This is a genomic window from Mangrovicoccus sp. HB161399 (assembly GCF_013184745.1).
Classification (GTDB): domain Bacteria; phylum Pseudomonadota; class Alphaproteobacteria; order Rhodobacterales; family Rhodobacteraceae; genus Mangrovicoccus.
On record NZ_JAATVU010000045.1, the window covers coordinates 13,796 to 30,361 of the forward strand.

At 68.1% G+C, this 16,566-nt stretch carries 16 protein-coding genes and 1 pseudogene; 7 read left to right on the forward strand and 10 right to left on the reverse strand.

The window, feature by feature from the left end; all coding sequences use genetic code 11:
- Nucleotides 1-93: 93 nt before the first annotated feature.
- The 3 genes from miaA (at nucleotide 94) to HCC78_RS21190 (ending at nucleotide 3,408) form a co-directional block, all read left to right on the forward strand.
- Nucleotides 94-975: a tRNA (adenosine(37)-N6)-dimethylallyltransferase MiaA gene (gene miaA / locus HCC78_RS21180; RefSeq protein ID WP_371743877.1), complete on the forward strand. Its 882-nt coding sequence runs from the start codon at nucleotides 94-96 to the stop codon at nucleotides 973-975.
- A gap of 123 nt (nucleotides 976-1,098) precedes the next feature.
- Nucleotides 1,099-1,623, forward strand: a complete 525-nt coding sequence (locus HCC78_RS21185) for a hypothetical protein (protein ID WP_172330793.1) — start codon at nucleotides 1,099-1,101, stop codon at nucleotides 1,621-1,623.
- A 150-nt stretch (nucleotides 1,624-1,773) separates the two neighbouring features.
- Nucleotides 1,774-3,408, forward strand: a complete 1,635-nt coding sequence (locus HCC78_RS21190; protein WP_172330794.1) for an ABC transporter substrate-binding protein — start codon at nucleotides 1,774-1,776, stop codon at nucleotides 3,406-3,408.
- A 3-nt stretch (nucleotides 3,409-3,411) separates the two neighbouring features.
- On the opposite strand, the gene HCC78_RS21195 is transcribed toward HCC78_RS21190, so the two are convergent.
- From HCC78_RS21195 to HCC78_RS21205, 3 genes are all read right to left on the reverse strand, one after another.
- Entirely contained in the window at nucleotides 3,412-4,188 is a 777-nt protein-coding gene (locus HCC78_RS21195) for an enoyl-CoA hydratase-related protein (protein ID WP_172330795.1), read from the reverse strand.
- A 75-nt stretch (nucleotides 4,189-4,263) separates the two neighbouring features.
- Nucleotides 4,264-4,719: a cytochrome c-type biogenesis protein gene (locus HCC78_RS21200; protein ID WP_172330796.1), complete on the reverse strand. Its 456-nt coding sequence runs from the start codon at nucleotides 4,717-4,719 to the stop codon at nucleotides 4,264-4,266.
- A 5-nt stretch (nucleotides 4,720-4,724) separates the two neighbouring features.
- The gene (locus HCC78_RS21205) at nucleotides 4,725-6,692 is read right to left on the reverse strand and encodes a heme lyase CcmF/NrfE family subunit (RefSeq protein WP_172330797.1); all 1,968 of its coding nucleotides are present in this window, start codon (nucleotides 6,690-6,692) and stop codon (nucleotides 4,725-4,727) included.
- A 232-nt stretch (nucleotides 6,693-6,924) separates the two neighbouring features.
- Between HCC78_RS21205 and HCC78_RS21210 the strand changes: the two genes are divergently transcribed.
- The 3 genes from HCC78_RS21210 to HCC78_RS21220 are packed head-to-tail and all read left to right on the forward strand — an operon-like array spanning nucleotide 6,925 to nucleotide 9,036.
- Nucleotides 6,925-7,404: a hypothetical protein gene (locus HCC78_RS21210; RefSeq protein WP_172330798.1), complete on the forward strand. Its 480-nt coding sequence runs from the start codon at nucleotides 6,925-6,927 to the stop codon at nucleotides 7,402-7,404.
- A gap of 1 nt (nucleotide 7,405) precedes the next feature.
- Nucleotides 7,406-8,767, forward strand: a complete 1,362-nt coding sequence (locus tag HCC78_RS21215; RefSeq protein ID WP_172330799.1) for a class I SAM-dependent methyltransferase — start codon at nucleotides 7,406-7,408, stop codon at nucleotides 8,765-8,767.
- 47 nt (nucleotides 8,768-8,814) lie between these two features.
- Nucleotides 8,815-9,036, forward strand: coding sequence for a hypothetical protein (locus HCC78_RS21220; protein ID WP_172330800.1), 222 nt, complete (start codon nucleotides 8,815-8,817; stop codon nucleotides 9,034-9,036).
- A 45-nt stretch (nucleotides 9,037-9,081) separates the two neighbouring features.
- On the opposite strand, the pseudogene HCC78_RS21225 reads toward HCC78_RS21220, so the two are convergent.
- Nucleotides 9,082-10,417: pseudogene (locus tag HCC78_RS21225) on the reverse strand (IS1182 family transposase); the annotation flags it as partial.
- 84 nt (nucleotides 10,418-10,501) lie between these two features.
- Between HCC78_RS21225 and HCC78_RS21230 the strand changes: the two are divergent.
- Nucleotides 10,502-11,533, forward strand: coding sequence for an IS110 family transposase (locus HCC78_RS21230; protein ID WP_172330801.1), 1,032 nt, complete (start codon nucleotides 10,502-10,504; stop codon nucleotides 11,531-11,533).
- 547 nt (nucleotides 11,534-12,080) lie between these two features.
- Here HCC78_RS21230 and HCC78_RS21235 read toward each other — a convergent pair.
- From HCC78_RS21235 to HCC78_RS21260, 6 genes are all read right to left on the reverse strand, one after another.
- Entirely contained in the window at nucleotides 12,081-12,581 is a 501-nt protein-coding gene (locus HCC78_RS21235) for a hypothetical protein (RefSeq protein ID WP_172330802.1), read from the reverse strand.
- 101 nt (nucleotides 12,582-12,682) lie between these two features.
- A complete protein-coding gene (locus tag HCC78_RS21240) occupies nucleotides 12,683-13,126 on the reverse strand; it encodes a hypothetical protein (RefSeq protein ID WP_172330803.1) in 444 nt (147 codons plus the stop codon).
- A gap of 74 nt (nucleotides 13,127-13,200) precedes the next feature.
- A complete protein-coding gene (gene ccmE, locus HCC78_RS21245) occupies nucleotides 13,201-13,644 on the reverse strand; it encodes a cytochrome c maturation protein CcmE (protein WP_172330804.1) in 444 nt (147 codons plus the stop codon).
- 7 nt (nucleotides 13,645-13,651) lie between these two features.
- Nucleotides 13,652-14,677: an N-acetyl-gamma-glutamyl-phosphate reductase gene (argC, locus tag HCC78_RS21250; protein WP_172330805.1), complete on the reverse strand. Its 1,026-nt coding sequence runs from the start codon at nucleotides 14,675-14,677 to the stop codon at nucleotides 13,652-13,654.
- A 24-nt stretch (nucleotides 14,678-14,701) separates the two neighbouring features.
- On the reverse strand, nucleotides 14,702-15,523 hold the full coding sequence (locus HCC78_RS21255; RefSeq protein ID WP_172330806.1) for a glutamate racemase: 822 nt from the start codon (nucleotides 15,521-15,523) through the stop codon (nucleotides 14,702-14,704).
- Nucleotides 15,523-16,425: a lysophospholipid acyltransferase family protein gene (locus HCC78_RS21260; RefSeq protein WP_172330807.1), complete on the reverse strand. Its 903-nt coding sequence runs from the start codon at nucleotides 16,423-16,425 to the stop codon at nucleotides 15,523-15,525. The genes HCC78_RS21255 and HCC78_RS21260 overlap by 1 nt, the downstream gene beginning before the upstream one ends.
- Between the last annotated feature and the right edge of the window lie 141 nt (nucleotides 16,426-16,566).

Consider the following 16,566-nt stretch of genomic DNA (forward strand, 5'->3'; position numbering starts at 1 on the left):
CGAAGTCCTCTCATGCGCCGCGACATTGTCCGAAACTGTCCTCAGGCACAACCATCCACTCGGTGCCGCGGCGACGGCGCGCGGGCATTCGCCGTGGATAGCCGCCTGCCCGATGCCGATCCCGGCCGTCCCGTCCTGCTCTCGGGCTGCACCGCCTCCGGCAAATCCGCGCTGGCGCTGGAGCTCGCGCAGCGGCAGGGCCGCGAGATCGTCAATGCCGACGCGCTGCAGGTCTATGACGGCTGGCGCATCCTGACCGCGCGGCCCGATGACGCGGACCTCGCAGCGGCGCCGCACCTGCTCTACGGCCATGTCGGCTACCGCGAGACCTATTCGGTGGGCGACTGGCTGCGCGAGGTCGCGCCGCTGGTCGCGCGCCGCCCCGCCCCGGTGATCATCGGCGGCACCGGCCTCTATTTCCAGGCGCTGATGAAGGGGCTGGCGGACATCCCGCCGACCGATCCGGACATCCGTGCAGAAGCCAACGGGCGGCTGGCCGAGGACGGGCTGGCCGCGATGGCCGACGCGCTCGATCCGGAAACACGGTCGCGGATCGACCTGCTGAATCCGGCGCGGGTGCAGCGCGCCTGGGAAGTGCTGCGCCAGACCGGCCGCGGCCTCGCCTCGTGGCAGGACGAGACCGGCCCGGCGCTGGTTCCGCCGGGCGCGGCCGACTGCTTCGTGGTGCAGATCGGCCGCGACGCGCTCAATGCCCGGATCGACCGGCGCTTCGACGCGATGATGGCGGCGGGCGCGCTGGAGGAGGCGCGGCGCATGGAACCCGACTGGGATCCGGACCGGCAGTCCTCGCGCGCGATCGGCGCCCGGGAACTGGTCGGGGCGATCCGCGGCAGCATGTCCATGGCAGAGGCGATCGAGGCCGCGAAACTGGCAACGCGCCAGTATGCCAAGCGCCAGAGAACCTGGATGCGCAGCAAGATGGGAAGCTGGATTGCCGTGACGTCTCAAAATTAACCGTTTATTTACGCGATGGGCATGTTATCGCAGGGTGGGGTCCGGTGCGCAGCGAAATGCGATCCGGCCTTGGCCGAATCTGTCAATTTTCCTAGTATCCTGCGGAGTTGCGAGGGAGATCCCATGTTTGACGCGCAGTACAGCGAGAACGTATCCCATCCCCTGCGGGTCGTGCCGCTGTCCCAGCTGGCCCGTGCAGGCGGTCTGGGACTCGGCGCCGAGCGGAGCTACATGGCGCCGGTCCTGTTCTGGATCGCCCATGGCCAGGGACGGCTCAGCGTCGGCGGCGCGCTGCGCGGCTATACCGGCCACAACGCCATTTTCCTGCCGGCAAACCTCTCCCACGGGATCGAGATCTCGCCGCGCTGCCAGGGCACCGCGGTGTTCTTCGCCGAAAAGAGCATGCTGCCCTTCCCGCCGACGGAGCTGCACCTGCGGATGCAGGGCGTGCAGGTCCAGTCCGAGATGAACCAGCTGATCGAGGAGCTCCGCCTCGAATCCCTGAGCGACAGCCCCGACCGCGACCTGATGCTGTTCCACCGCGCCGCGCTGATGCTGCTGTGGCTGAACCGCCAGTCGGGCAAGCCGCATGTCCCCAGCGTCCAGGTGTCGGACATGCTGCGCGCCATCGCGCAGCCCAAGCGCTGAGCGGACCGCCCAGGCGGCCCGCCGCGATGACGGGCCTTGCCGCGCCGCAGATAGCGGACCATCCTCCCTCCAGATGCAGCAGGCCGGCCGGGTGCCTCCGCGCCGCTTCCCTGCTGCCGACGTGACTGCCGCGCCCGAAGGAAGCGACCGATGAGCCATGCCCGCCCGCCCCGTGCCCTGCCCCATCCAGCACTAGCGGAGCTGCGGCGGGACTGGCGTTCGGGCGGCATGGGGCGGCGCGAATTCCTCGCCCGCGCCACCGCGCTCGGGGTCTCGGCCGCCGCCTTCGGACCGCTGCCGCGCGCCGCCGCGCAGGACGCGCCGGGCAGCGTGATCCGCATCCAGATGCGGGTGATGCCGCAGGGCGATCCGCGGCTCTGGGATTTCACCGAGATGTCGAATGCCTGCGCCGGGCTGCTCGACACCCTGGTGCGTGCCGAATCCGACGGCCGCCTGGCCGGGGCGCTGCTGGAGTCCTGGGAAACCGCGCCCGACGCCGCCTCCTACGTGCTGCATCTGCGTCCGGACGTGACCTGGTCGAACGGCGACGCCTTCACCGCCGAGGATGTCGCCGCGAATTTCGAGGGCTGGTGCGACCGCACCATTCCCGGCAATTCGATGGCCTCGCGGCTGCCCGCGCTGATCGACCCCGCCACGGACAGGCTGCGGGCGGGCGCGGTGACGATCCTCGACCCCCACACGGTACGGCTGGAGCTTTCTGCGCCCGACATCACGCTGGTCCCCGGCCTGTCGGACTATCCGGCGGCGGTGATGCACCGTTCCGCCATCGGGGAAAATCCGCTCGACCGCCAGATCGGCACCGGCGCCTACCGCATCGCGGAGTACCTTCCGGGCGTGCGCGCCGTGCTGGAACGCGACCCGGAGCGGCATCCCTGGCGGCCGGGCCATGTCGACCGGATCGAATTCGTCGATCTCGGCCCCGATCCTGCCTCCGCGGCCGCGGCCGCGGAGGCCGGGGAGATCGACGTGAATTACGATACGATCGGCGCCTATGTCTCGGTGCTGGACGGGCTCGGCTGGGTGCGCTCCGAGGTCGACACTTCGGCGACCATCGTCCTGCGCGCCAGCCAGGCGCATGAAATGGGCGGGTTCCGGCCCTATGGCGACCTGCGGGTGCGCCAGGCGCTGCAGCTGGCCGTCGACAACGGCGTGCTGCTGGAGCTGGGCTATGACGGGCGCGGGCTGGTGGCCGAGAACCACCATGTCTCGCCGATGCACCCCGCCTATGCCAAGATCGCGCAGCCGAAGCAGGACGTGGCCGAGGCCCGCCGCCTGATGGACGAGGCCGGTCTGCTGGAATTCGAGCACGAGCTGGTGTCGATCGACGACGACTGGCGCCGCTTCACCACCGACGTGATGGCCGCGCAGCTGCGCGATGCCGGGTTCAAGGTGAAGCGCATCATCCTTCCGGCGGCCGAATACAACGCCGGCTGGAAGGACTTCGCCTTCTCCTCGACCAACTGGAACGCGCGCGAACTCGGCGTGCAGGTGCTCGACCTCGCCTATCGCTCCGGGGCGGCCTGGAACGAGACCGGCTTCGCCGATCCGGAATTCGACACGCTCCTCGACCGCGCCAAGGGCCTGCCCGGCGCGGAGGAGCGCCGCGAGGTCATGCGCCAGCTCGAGCAGCGCATGCGCGACCAGGCGGTGATCGTCCAGCCCTACTGGCGGCGGCTGATGCGACATGCCCGCCCCGGCGTGATCGGGGCCGAGCGCGGCCACAAGGACATGATCGACGTCCACGCGCTGGCGCTGGCGGGCTGAGGCTCAGCGCCCCTCGAATTTCGCGGTCCGCTTTTCCAGGAAGGCCATGACGCCCTCGGTGAAATCCCGCGTCCGCCCGCATTCGCCCTGCAGGTGCGCCTCCAGCTGGAGCTGCGCCTCCAGCCCGTTGTCGAAGCTCGCCCGCAGCGCCTGCTTCATCCGCGCATAGGCCTCGGTCGGACCCTGCGCCAGCTGCGCGGCGCGGGCGCGCCAGACGGTGTCGAATTCGGCATCCGGCACCGCCTGCCAGATCATTCCCCAGCTTTCCGCCTGCCGCGCCGTGACCGGTTCGGCGAACAGCATTGCGCCCATCGCCTTGGCGAAGCCCATCTGCCGCGGCAACCAGTAGGTGCCGCCCGCATCCGGGATCAGCCCGATCCGCGAGAACGCCTGCAGGAAGACCGCCGACTCCGCCGCGATCACCACGTCGGCGCAGAGCGCCAGGTTCGCGCCCGCGCCCGCTGCCGCGCCGTTCACCGCGGCGATCACCGGCAGGCGGCAGTCATGGATGGCGCGCAGCAGCGGCTCGTACTCGTCGCGCAGCGTCCGCTCGATGTCCAGATTGGCGGCATTGCCCCGGTCGGCCAGGTCCTGCCCGGCGCAGAAGGCCTCGCCAGCGCCGGTCAGCACGATCGCCCTGGCGCCGCGCTCGGCCGCCTTCAGCGCGTGCAGCAGCTCCACCCGCATCCGGGTGTTCAGCGCGTTCCTGCGGTCCGGGCGGTCGAGGCGGATCACCGCCACCCCGCCTGCCGACTCCAGCGCGATCGTTTCGTAGTCCATGGATGCCTCCCGTCGGTCCCGCGGCCAGACTAGCGGGGCGCGCCCCGAAGGAAAGCGGAACGCGGGGTCACAGGGTCACTCTTCGAGGATCGCCTTCAGACGCGCGCTTTCCGCCTCGCTCAGGGTCTCGGCCGGCGCCTCGCGCGACAGCCGGTTCTTGCGCTGGTAGGCGAAGCCGATGCCGAGCCCCGCAACCAGCAGCACCGGCCCCGCCACCCAGAGGATCAGGTTGGCGCCGGTCGCGGTCGGCTTCAGCAGCACGTATTCGCCGTAGCGGTCGACGACGAAGTCGATCACCTGCTTGTCGCTGTCGCCTTCGACCAGCCGTTCGCGGACCAGCAGCCGCAGGTCGCGGGCCAGGTCGGCATTGCTTTCGTCGATGCTCTCGTTGCGGCAGACGAGGCAGCGCAGCTCCTTCGACAGCTCGCGGGCGCGGGATTCCAGCACCGGGTCGTCCAGCACCTCGTCGGGCTGCACGGCGAAGGCCGGCGCAGCGGCCGCAATCAGAAGGGCGGCAATCAGGGCACGCATCGGGCTCACTCCGCCGGGACCGGGCTTGCCGGGGATTTTGCCGCGCCGGCCGCGACGCGGAAGCGGCGGTCGGTCAGGCTGAGGAACCCGCCACCGGCCATGATGATCGCCCCCGCCCAGATCCAGTTGGCGAAGGGCTTCACGTAGGTGCGCACCGCGTAGCCGCCCGCCGCCTGCGGATCGCCGATCACCAGGTAGAAGTCGCGCCAGATGCCGTTGTCGATCCCGGCCTCGGTCGTCGGCATCTGCGCCACCGGATAGACCCGCTTCTCGGGATGCAGCGTGGCCAGCTTCTTCTCCCCGTCCCAGACGGTCATGGTCGCCATGGTGGAAAAGTAGTTCGGCCCCTTCACGTCCTCGACCTTGTCGAGCTGGATGCCGTAGCCGCCGACCTCGAACCGGTCGCCGACATCGGCGACGCGGATGTCCTCGATCTGCCAGGCGGTCATCGCGGCGATGCCGATGAAGGTCACGCCCAGCCCGGCATGGGCCACCGCCTTGCCCCAGTCGGCGCGCGGCAGGTGCGCCAGCCGCCGCAGCTTGCCGCCGCCGCGCCCGGTGCGCAGCCACAGATCGCGCAGCGACCCGAGGATCAGCCAGACGCCCAGACCGATGCCGATCGGCGCCAGTGCCGATCGCCCGGTCTGCACCGCGAAGGCCAGCAGGCCGACCGCCATCGCCAGAAGCGCCATCGGCCAGAGCTGCAGGACCACCCGGCCGATCTTGCCGCGCTTCCAGGGCAGGATCGCGCCGAAGGGCAGGATGATGGCGAGGACCACCATGAACGGCGTGAAGGCGGCATTGAAGAACGGCGCCCCGACAGTCAGCTTGCGGCCGAAGAGCAGCTCGGCCACCAGGGGCCAGATGGTTCCGATGAAGACGACGAAGCAGGACACGGCCAGCAGGATGTTGTTGGCCACCAGCGCGCTTTCGCGGCTGACGAGCCCGAAGACGCCCTTCGAGGTCATCGCGCTGGCCCGCGCGGCATAGAGGGTCAGCGCGCCGCCCATGAAGACCGCGAGGATGCCGAGGATGAAGACGCCGCGCTCGGGATCGTTGGCGAAGGCATGCACCGAGGTGATCACGCCCGAACGCACGATGAAGGTGCCGATCAGAGAGAAGCCGAAGGCGAGAATGGCGAGCAGGATCGTCCAGTTCTTCAGGCTCTCCCGCTTTTCGACCACGATGGCGCAGTGAAGCAGCGCCGCGGCGATCAGCCAGGGCATGAAAGAGGCGTTTTCCACCGGGTCCCAGAACCAGAATCCGCCCCAGCCGAGCTCGTAATAGGCCCACCAGGATCCCAGCGCGATGCCGACGGTCAGGAACATCCAGCTGACCAGCGTCCAGGGCCGCACCCAGCGGCCCCAGGCGGCATCGACCCGGCCCTCGATCAGCGCGGCGACGGCAAAGGAGAAGGTCAGCGACAGACCGACATAGCCGAGGTAGAGGAAGGGCGGATGGAAGGCGAGACCGGGGTCCTGCAGCAGCGGGTTCAGGTCGTGCCCGTCCATCGGCGGCACGGCCAGGCGCAGGAACGGGTTCGAGGTGAAGAGGATGAAGGCGAAGAAGGCTGCCGCGATCATCGCCTGCACCGACAGCACGCGGGCCTTCAGCGAGGGCGGCAGGTTCTTCCCGAACCAGGCGCAGAGCGCGCCGAACAGCGTCAGGATCAGCACCCAGAGCAGCATCGAGCCCTCGTGGTTCCCCCAGACGCCCGAGACCTTGTAGAGCATCGGCTTCAGGCTGTGCGAATTCTCGACGACGAGCCTCAGCGAGAAGTCCGAGGTGACGAAGGCATGGGTCAGCGCCGCGAAGCTCAGCGCCGTCAGCAGGAACTGCGCCGTCGCCGCCGGGACCGCGGCGGCCATCCACGAGCTCCAGCCGCGCTGCGCGCCGATGAAGGGCACCACCGCCTGGAACAGCGCGACGAAGCCTGCGAGGATCAGCGCGAAATGGCCGAGCTCTGAAATCATGGGGGCCTCCTTCCCGTGGCTTTGCCCCTTCTAGCCGCCGCAGCCCCCCGCGCCAAGTGGCCGTTCCCGGCACCAAGGTGCCGCACGCGATCGTGTCCGGCCCGGCGGCGGCCGCAATGCCGCCCCCGGCTCCGGAAATCCGCACCTGACGCGGATTTGGTTTTCTGCTCAACGTCAGGTAGAGTTCACGGACTCTTTACCATTCATGGACTGCGCTGGAGGAGGAGCCGCCATGCCCATCGACGTGTATCTCAAGATCCCGGATATCGACGGCGAGTCGCAGATCGCCGAGGCCGAGCGGCTGGTCAAGGAGTACGGCAGCCAGCTGACCGAGGATGCCGCGGATCTGCTGCTGGCCTTCGCCACGATCGCCGACCGCCAGGACATCGACAGCTTCGACTTCTCCAGCCTGACCGTGCCGCCGCCGGATGCCGGGGCCGCCAGCGAGGAGATCACGCTGAACTTCACCAAGATCACCTTCGACTACGACCCCGAGGCAAGCGGCCGCGAGGGGATGCTGGAAACCCGCGCCTATGCCGCCGAGCTGGAGGCCATGCTGGAGGAACAGGGTTTCGACCTGAAGGTGAAGACCACCGGCACCAATTCCATCGACTTCTACCTGAAGCTCGACGGCATCGAGGGAGAGGCGCAGGACCACGGCCGCCCGGACGGCGCGGACCTGACCGATACCGGCGATTTCTTCCTGCTCTGACGTGGCCGGAACCCCCTGGGGCGGCGGCTATCCCGTCGCGACGAGCTATCTGGAAACGGCCCAGCCGCTCCAGGCACCGGACCTGATCGACCTGTCGCTGCTGGCGGCAGGCCATCTCCCGCCGCGCCGCGAGGGCGGCTTCCGCTATGCGGAGCTGGGCTGCGGCACCGGCTTCACCCTGATCGGACTGGCCGCGCTGCATCCCGAGGGACAGTTCCTCGGCATCGACTTCATGCCCGAACATGTAGCCCGCGCCCGCGCCTTCATCGCCGAGGCCGGGCTGGCGAACATCGAGATTGCCGAGGCGTCCTTTGCGGAACTGGCCGCCGCGCCGCCGCCCGCCGCTTTCGACTATGTCGCGATGCACGGGGTCTGGACCTGGGTCTCGGCGGAGAACCGCGCCCACCTGGCGGCGATCCTCGGGCGCTGGCTGGCGCCGGGCGGCGTCTGCTACAACGGCTATTCAGCCGCGGCCGGCTGGCAGGAGACCGCGCAGATCCGCCGGATCTTCCGCGAGGCGCCGCAGATCCCCGGCCGCCCGCAATTCGAGGCGGCCCGCGCGGCCGTCGATGCCTGGCTGGCCGCGGGCGGCGGCAGCGAAACGGCGGCGCGGCTGTGGAAGAAGCTCGCCAAGCTGCCCGACCGCTACCTCGCGCATGATTTCGGCGCCGAGCATGCCTCGGCCTGCTGGTGCCCCGAGGTCGCCGCGGCGCTGGCCCCGGCCAAGATGGGCTTCGCCGCCCCTGCCGACCTTTTTGACCAGTTCGACACGCTGCGCTTCGAGCCGGGCTGGGCGGAATTCGTCCGCAGGGCCGCCGCCGAGGGCTGGGGCGAGACCGCCCGCGACATGGCCAGCGGCCGCGGCTTCCGCACCGACCTGTTCGGCCGCGGCACGCCGCGGATAGGCGAGGCGCAGCAGCAGGACCTGCTCGGCCGCATTGCCATCCGGGACTGGCCGCCGCTGCTGCGCCACGAAACGCAGGAGGCCGAGGAGCGCGGCAAGCGCGGCTTCGGGCCGGAGACCGCCGCCAAGGTCGCCGCGGCGCTGGAGGGCGGCCCGGTAACGATCGGCAGCTTCGCCGCGCGCACCGGCCTGCCTGCGCGGCAGGGGCTGCAGGCGGCGCTGCTGGGGCTGGCGCGGCGGGAGATCAGGATGGTCGCCCCGCCCGAGGTGCTGGCCGCGCGGGCGGCGCCGGTGAAGGGCTATCTGGCGGCGCTGCGCAGCCGCCTGGCCCGCGGCGAGCCGGTGCCCGGCGTGGCGTCACCCGCGCTGTCGCAGGTGGTGCCGCTCGGTGCGAACGAGGCCGCAGCGCTTTCGAGCAGCTGCCTGCCGGAGGCGCTGGCCCGGCTCGGCCTCGGCTAGCGCCGCGCCCGTCGCCTTGCGTCGGGGAAGAAGCTGCGGATCTGCGGATGGACGGGCTCGAAATGGCTGCGCGTCGTCCAGAGGAATTCCCGGACCGCCGTCGGCCGGTCCGGGATGGTCCGCAGCAGATGGCCCGCCAGCGCAAGCCCGACCAGATCGCGCGAACGCGGCGACAGCTGGCGCGGGCCATTCCGGAACATGTGGCGGCAATACGGCAGGTAGTCCCGCCGCTTGCGCAGCGCGCGGGCGAATTCGGCGGATGCCGTTGAAAACTCGCCGACGATCTGCTCCTCGGGCTGATAATGCGGATGATTTCAGGGGATTTTCTGCAAGCCTGAAGCCCACATGATCGGCCTTCCCAGGCGATCTGCGTCGCGGGTGAGTTCATGGGGGGCGAGCTTGGCCAATTTCCGGAGGTTTTGGGCGATCGCGGCGAGTGTGAACTCGTCCTTCACGCCCAATGGCCCCCTCAATCGCAAGCGGCCGAGACCCAGGAGACGTTTCAGGATGCGCGAACAGCATCTCGACCTTCTCGCGCCGCCTCGGGGCCGTCTCGTTGAATGCGGATGCGGTGCAGGTGCGCGCAAAGTCGCGCACGATCTCGTACTTGCCGCGTTGTAGGCTGCGCGTTTCGCTGTTCGGGCAGCATTGCGTCTTCAAGGGACAAGCCTGGCAGTCGGCTTTTGCAGCGCGATACCTGCGTGCTTTCACCTCGGTCGAGAAGCGCTCCGGATCGGAATAGTTCCGCCGCGTGTGTCGCAGCTCCTTCCCGTTCGGACAGATGTAGCGGTCATTCTCTTCGTCCCAGGTGAAGTCGGAACGTGACAAAGTCCCGTCCGTGCGCTCACCCTTGTCGATTACCGGGATGAAGGGCAGGATCTGCCGCTTCAGGACGATCTCGGCCAGGCCTTCCTTGGAGCCATAGGCCGTATCGGCCACCAGCCAATCCGGGCCAATGCCGAAGCGGTCTGCCGTGCGGTCCAGCATCGCAAGTGTGGATCCGACCTCGGCCTGCCGAACCGAAAGGGTCGCTTCGACATCCATGATGATCCCGTGATCCGTGTCGATCAGGTAGTTGTCCGGATAGGCGAAGAAGGCAGGTCCCTTGCGCGCTGCCCTCCATTGGCTGGCGGCATCAGCATGGGCCGTGAACTTGGGCCTAACGGGCGTGGCCGCGCCGAAGGCCTCCTCATCCAGCGTGTCGAGTTTCTCGCGCACCGCCCACGGGGCTTCCGCCGGATCGATGGCGGAGGCGTCCCAGTCGCGCTGGCGGCTGGAGCTCCGCTTTTGGAGGTCGGCGCAGATCAGGCTGGCATCGACGGCAAAGCCATGGCCGCCGACCAAGCCATGGGCGATGCACTGGGCCACCACCCGTTCGAAGACGACGCGGAAGATGTCACTGTCTCGGAACTTGCCATGCCGGAGCTTTGAGAAGCTCGAAGGATCCGGCACCTTGTCCTCGAGCCCGAGCCGGCAGAACCAGCGACAGGCGAGGTTGAGGTGAACCTCCTGAGGGAGCCAACGCGCGGACCGCAGCCCCATGACATAGCCAGCCACCAGCATCCGGATCATGAGCTCGGGATCGATCGAAGGCCGCCCGGCATGGCTGTAGAAGCCGCGCATCTCCTCGTGCAGACCCGCCAGATCCAGGAAGCATGGGTAGTCGGGCGGCCCTGCGCGTTGGGGTCCGGCTCTGGATAGAAGGCGGATGCATCTGCTGCTCAGGAGAGACCCATGGACGACTATGCCGGATTGGACGTGTCACTGCGCTCGGTGGCGATCTGCATCGTCGACGCCAAGGGCAAGGTCGTGCTGGAGAGGAGCGTGACGATCGGATTTGCCGGGATCATTGCTTGCCTCAACAGTTTTTCCCAGCCCCTGACCCTGGTCGATTTTGAAGCCGGGGCCATGAGCCAGCACCTGTTCCCGGGCCTGAAGGCCGAGGGCTTCGCAACGGTCTGCATGGAGGCGCGCCAGGTCAATGCCGCTCTTTCGGCAATGAGGAACAAGACCGAGCGGACGGATGCGCGCGGCATCGCCCAGGTTCTGCGGGCGGCCTGTTTCAGCCCGGTCCATATCAAGAGCCGCGAGGCGCATGCGACCCGGGCGCCGCTGAGCAGCCGGAAAGCGGTCCAGCAGAAATGCATCGACCTGGCCAACGAAATCCGCGGTCTTTTCCGGGTGTTCGGCCTGCGCCTTCCGGCGCGCGTCGCGCAGCGGGCCTCCGATGGAATGGTCCGCCCGATCATCGAGGCGGATCCCGACCTGTCGCGGGCTCTGCCGCCGCTTCTGGATGCGCGTGCGGCACTCTACCAGACCTACCAGGAACTTGACCGCCGGGTGAGGCAGTCGGCGAGCCGGGATGCCATCTGCCTGCAGTTCATGGAGATCCCGGGCGTGGGCACCATTGCCGTGCTCACGTTCCGGGCGGCAGTGGATGACCCGGCGCGGTTCGCGCGTTCCAGGACTGTTGCCGCTCCTTCTGGCCTGACCCCGCGCCGATGCCAGTCCGGGGAAATGGACAATCCCGGCCGCATCTCCAAGGCGGGCGACACCGGCCTCCGGTCCGCTCGGTACGCGGCGGCCAATGCCATGCTGATGAGATCTGCCGCCGGATCGGAGATCAAGAATTGGGGCATGCGGCTTCTGCGCCGCAGGGCCCGCCCCCGTGCGATCATTGCCGTCGCCCGTAAGCTTGCCGTCGTCATGCACCGCATGTGGGTGGATGGCACAGAGTTCCTCCGTGGTCAGGAGGCAGCCGCATGACCTGAAGCCTTCCTGAAACACGGCCGGATCGTCCTCACCGGACGAGGTCCGTGGATGACGCCGAAACCGGCTGCTGCGGCTGGAACAGAGCGCGACAGAAAGCAGGGCGCTCCTCTGCCGATCCGGCACATGCCTGCAGCGTCCGGCCACGTGTCAGGCCAGATGAGACTGCGAAGAGAAGCGTGACCCGGATGACCGATTAGAGCAACGGTCGATACCCCGGAGGACATGGTCGGACGGGATGGGCGTCTCGAGATCGAACTCGTAAAACAGCTGGGCGTGAACCTTCTGCCTTCCACGCATCGCAATATCTCCAGATCCCCGCAAACCAAGGGACTCAGAAGCTCTTGAGCCGATAAAGCCCGGCGTTTTCCAACAGTATCGGCCCGTCCGGGAGGCCGCGCAGCAGCGTCCGGACGAAGTCCCCGGGCAGGCCCATGTCGAGCACGTGATCGCCGACCCGGTCCCCGACGCCGGTTACCGGGCAGAAAATGACGTCGGGATGGGCCGTCCCGTAGCACCGCAGCTGCGCGCGGTCGGCGCGCAGCTACGGGTCGGCTGCGATGGCGATCTCGGTCCCGGGCCCCGGCACGGCAGCACTGTCGTTGCGCGGGCCGCTCCAGCCGTGTTCCCTGGCCGCGCCGGAACGGTGTTCCCAAGGGGCGAGCGCCTCGTCGAGCGTCGAAATCGGGCTGATCAGCACGAGCCTGTCGCAGCGCAGCACGTCAGAGAAGGCCGCCGCCGCAAAGGCGCCCATGGAGGCACCGTAGCCGATGTGGCGACAGCAGGGCCAGGCATCGACCCTGGCGACGGCCTCCTTGAAAATGGGCAGGAAACTATCGCGGCGGAACCAGGCATCCGGATCGCCTTCGGAAAAGGAGACCGCGTCGAACCCGTGGCTGCACAGGAAATCGAACCCCCAGCCCCGTCTGGTCTCGAGCGCATTGTGCGCCTCCCCGGCATTGTCGAAGGCGAAGATGACCGGTCCGTCATTGGCCAGCGGGATGTCCGCCCCATAGTCCCCGTTTTCCAAGCAAATTGCGGCCATGACAATCTCCTGCATCTCCAATGGCACGATCATTGAGCGGCACGAATGCAGGCATCAATGTATGTCGGACGCGTTCGGATGGCCTATCCGGCAGGAAACCGTCAGGCGACGGCCTCGATCAGGCGCTCCCGTCCGCCCATGCGGAACCGGTCGCCGGCCGCGAGGCCCTGCATCTGTTCGAAGACCGGCGCGGTGGCCGAGATGCCGAGGCAAGGGTCGCCGTCGAAATCGAATTCGGTGGTGGCCACGGCGACGACCAGCCAGCGGCCCTCGACCAGCACGGCCGCGCCCTCCTCGACGCTGGTCTTGGGGCCGAAATCGATGTCCTGCAGGCGCTCGATCTTGGCTCCGTGCGCGGCGATCGGATTTTCCAGCGCGGCGGCAAGATCGGCCGACTGTTCGGCGCGGCTCTCGCCGTCATGGTCCATCTGCGTCTCCCCGTCGAGCTCGCTGCCCGCGACGAAATCGGCGAAGAAGCCCTGGTCGTCGTCGAGCTCCGCCCGTTCGAGGTCGAGCATGCGGTTGCGCAAAGCTTGCTTGTCCATTGTCCTTTCCTCCTTTGCAGGGTCGCAGGGACAACGGGAGCGGCCCCGGCAGGGTTCCTGCCGGGAACGCGGCGTCAGCTTCCGGGAGCCTCGTAGACGCCCTGCTCCTTCAGCGCGTCGATGACATCCTTGGGCATGTAGGTCTCGTCATGCTTGGCGAGGATCTCGGTCGCCTGGAACACGCCGTCGACATAGCGGCCGGTGCCGACCATGCCCTGGCCCTCGTCGAAGAGATCCGGCAGCACGCCGGTATAGGCGACGGGGACCGAAGCGCCGCCATCGGTGACGCGGAAGGAAATCGTCTCGCCCTGCCCGCGCACCAGGCTTCCATCCTCGACCAGGCCGCCGATGCGGAACACCTCGGTCGGCCGCGGCGGATCGGCCGCGACCTGGCTCGGCGAGCGGAAGAAGTTGATCCCGTCGCGCATCGCATAGCCGATCAGCCCGGTGGACACCGCCAGCGCCACGGCGGCGACGGCAATGATCTGGATGCGGCGTTTCTTCTTCAGTCCCTTCATCGGCTCCTCACGGGAAGACCGGGGCCAGTTCGAGCCCGGCGGTCTCCTTCTCTCCCAGCATGATGTTGGCGCATTGCAGCGCCTGTCCCGAGGCGCCCTTCATCAGGTTGTCCAGCACCGACAGGATGATCACCCGGCCCGGACGGCGGTCGGCATGGACCCCGATCCGGCAGATGTTCGAACCCTTCACGTGCTGGGTCTGGGGAACGCCGCCGAGGGGCAGGATATCGACGAAGGGCTCGGAAGAATACTGCTTTTGCAATGTCTCCAGAACTTCCGCCGCGTCGCCCTTGGCATAGATCGTCGCCTGCATGCCGCGGATCATCGGCACCAGATGGGGCGTGAAGGCGGCCGTCACCGGCTCGCCTGCGGCGAGGCCAAGTTCCTGGTCCAGCTCGCCCATGTGGCGGTGCCCGGCGACGCCGTAGGACTTGAAGCCCTCGTTCGCCTCGGAGAACAGCATCGCTTCGTTCAGGCCGCGGCCCGCGCCCGAGACGCCGGATTTGGCGTCGATCACGATGTCGTCAGCCGCGATCGCCTTCGCGCGCAGCAGCGGGATCAGCGGCAGCAGCGAGGTCGCCACGTAGCAGCCGGTATTCGCCGTCACCCGCGCCCTGGCGATTTCCGCACGGTAGAATTCCGGCAGGCCGTAGGCCACGTCCGCCTGCACGTCCATCGCGGTGTGGTCGAGCTTGTACCATTTCTTGTATTCGGCCGCGTCGCGCAGCCGGAAATCCGCCGAGAGATCGACGATCTTCACGTGGTCCGGGATGTCGCGCACCAGCCCGTGCGCCACGCCGTGCGGCAGCGCGAAGAAGGCCAGGTCGATGCCGGAGAAATCCACCTCGTCGATCTTCGAGAGCACCGGCAGGTCGAGATGGCGCAAATGCGGGAAGACCTCGCCCATCGGCTGGCCGGCCTTGCGGTCGGCGGTCAGCGCGGCGATCTCGAAGGAGGGATGCGTGGCGATCAGCCGGACAAGCTCGGCCCCGGTGTAGCCGGAAGCGCCCAGAACTACGATTTTCTTGGTCATGTCAGGTCCTTGCGGAGCAATTCTTCAGATAGGGTCGACGTGTTCGAAGACGACCCGTCGTCGGAGGATCTGGGTCGCCTTGTTCGACACGGCGCGCGCGTCCCCCGTGGTCAGGAAACGGGACTCGGTCCCCGATCCGTACATGTCGGGATGGCGCTTGAGATAGTCCTCGAGGCTCGAGGCCACCAGGTTGGCCTGGGAATAGACCGTCACCTCCGGCCCCAGAGCCTCCTGGAAGACCGACTCCATGATCGGGTAGTGCGTGCAGCCCAGGATCGCGGCCTCGGGATGCGGCATGCGCCGCTTCAGTGCCTCGACATGGGAGCGCACCAGCGCCTCGGCGAGGATGTCGTCGCCCGCCTCCAGCGCATCCACCAGCCCGCCGCAGGGCTGTGCCTCGACATCGACGCCGATCGCGCGGAACGCCAGCTCGCGCTGGAAGGCGCGGCTCGAGACGGTGGCGGGCGTGGCAAACAGCGCGACATGCTTCACCGCGACCTCGCGCGGCGGGGAATTGTCGCCCCACTGGCGTTCGGTCAGCGCTTCGATCAGCGGCACGAAGACGCCCAGAACGCGCTTGTCGGCCGGGATCCAGTGTTCCTGCATCCGCTTCAGCGCGGCGGCCGAGGCCGTGTTGCAGGCCAGGATCACCAGATCGCAGCCCGCTTCCCACAGCCGGGTCACCGCCGACGTCGTGAGGTTGTAGATGTCTTCGGCATCGCGCACGCCGTAGGGCGCGTGGGCGTTGTCGCCGAAATAGACGAAGGGCACGTCCGGCAAGCGCCGGGACACCGCGTCAAGGACGGTGAGCCCGCCCAGGCCTGAGTCGAAAATGCCGACAGCCATCAGTTCCGGTGCTTTTCCTCGAATTCGAACCCGTAGCCCATGGATTTCACGGGCGTTGGCGAAAGGCGATACGTCTGTTCGCGCAGAAAGTCCATCATCGCGCGCGCATCTCCCAGAAAAGGCGCCATCATTTCCCGCGGCACGGGAGTGCCGATCACCACGTCGACGGGGCGGTTCACCCGCGCCTTGAACTCCTTGATCAGCAGCCCCAGCCGCAGGTTCTGGTGCAGGTGGCTGGCCAGCTGGAAGAAGCGCGAATTGTGGCCGACGAAGAAGACCGGCACGACGGCGGCGCCGGACTTTGCGATCATCCGCGCGGTGAAGCTGCGCCAGCCCGGATCCATCGGCTGGGAAAACGGCCTGAGCGCGGTGGAGACGGTGCCGCCGGGAAAGACGCCCATCGCGCCGCCCTGCCCCAGATGGCCGAGCGCCAGCCGCCGGGTCTCCAGGTTGAGCTTCACCGCCTCCTTCGTCTCGTCGAAGCTGATCGGCAGGATGGCCTGCTGCAGGTCCTCGGCACGGCGGAAGACCTGGTTGGCGAGGATGCGGAAATCGCCCCGCGCCCGGCGCAGGATCAGGCCCATCATCAGCCCGTCGAGGATGCCGAAGGGATGGTTGGCAATCACCACGACCGGTCCCCGGGCGGGGATGTTGCCGAGGCCGCCGCCGACGATGCGCAGGGACAGCCCGTAGCGCTCGGCCATGACCTCCCAGAAGTCGCGGCCCTCGGCGACCTCCCGCTCGTAGCCATCCGCCCGGCGGATCAGCTTGATCCGGCCGGTCGCATTCTCCATGACGCGGATCAGCGCACGCCCGCCGGGCGAGCCGGCGGAGCTTGCATAGCTGATGTCGCGCGCGATATCCCGCCGGCGCTGCCGGTCCCCGCGGCTGATGCGGCCCATGGATCCTCCGTTCCTCGGATGCCCTTCCGGATACCAGCGCCGGTCAACCTGCGGCAAGGGGGCCATAATCTGGGCGCAAAGCTGATTTCTCATAATTGCAATCCTCGGCTGCGCATGTCAGGTTTGCTGCACTCAACACAG

Bases quoted from the DNA above. Each gene is read 5' to 3' on its own strand.
- HCC78_RS21185 (WP_172330793.1), top strand. From the start codon at position 1,099: ATGTTTGACGCGCAGTACAGCGAGAACGTATCCCATCCCCTGCGGGTC.
- HCC78_RS21190 (WP_172330794.1), top strand. From the start codon at position 1,774: ATGAGCCATGCCCGCCCGCCCCGTGCCCTGCCCCATCCAGCACTAGCG.
- HCC78_RS21195 (WP_172330795.1), bottom strand. From the start codon at position 4,188: ATGGACTACGAAACGATCGCGCTGGAGTCGGCAGGCGGGGTGGCGGTG.
- HCC78_RS21200 (WP_172330796.1), bottom strand. From the start codon at position 4,719: ATGCGTGCCCTGATTGCCGCCCTTCTGATTGCGGCCGCTGCGCCGGCC.
- HCC78_RS21205 (WP_172330797.1), bottom strand. From the start codon at position 6,692: ATGATTTCAGAGCTCGGCCATTTCGCGCTGATCCTCGCAGGCTTCGTC.
- HCC78_RS21210 (WP_172330798.1), top strand. From the start codon at position 6,925: ATGCCCATCGACGTGTATCTCAAGATCCCGGATATCGACGGCGAGTCG.
- HCC78_RS21220 (WP_172330800.1), top strand. From the start codon at position 8,815: ATGGACGGGCTCGAAATGGCTGCGCGTCGTCCAGAGGAATTCCCGGAC.
- HCC78_RS21230 (WP_172330801.1), top strand. From the start codon at position 10,502: ATGGACGACTATGCCGGATTGGACGTGTCACTGCGCTCGGTGGCGATC.
- HCC78_RS21235 (WP_172330802.1), bottom strand. From the start codon at position 12,581: ATGGCCGCAATTTGCTTGGAAAACGGGGACTATGGGGCGGACATCCCG.
- HCC78_RS21240 (WP_172330803.1), bottom strand. From the start codon at position 13,126: ATGGACAAGCAAGCTTTGCGCAACCGCATGCTCGACCTCGAACGGGCG.
- ccmE (WP_172330804.1), bottom strand. From the start codon at position 13,644: ATGAAGGGACTGAAGAAGAAACGCCGCATCCAGATCATTGCCGTCGCC.
- argC (WP_172330805.1), bottom strand. From the start codon at position 14,677: ATGACCAAGAAAATCGTAGTTCTGGGCGCTTCCGGCTACACCGGGGCC.
- HCC78_RS21255 (WP_172330806.1), bottom strand. From the start codon at position 15,523: ATGGCTGTCGGCATTTTCGACTCAGGCCTGGGCGGGCTCACCGTCCTT.
- HCC78_RS21260 (WP_172330807.1), bottom strand. From the start codon at position 16,425: ATGGGCCGCATCAGCCGCGGGGACCGGCAGCGCCGGCGGGATATCGCG.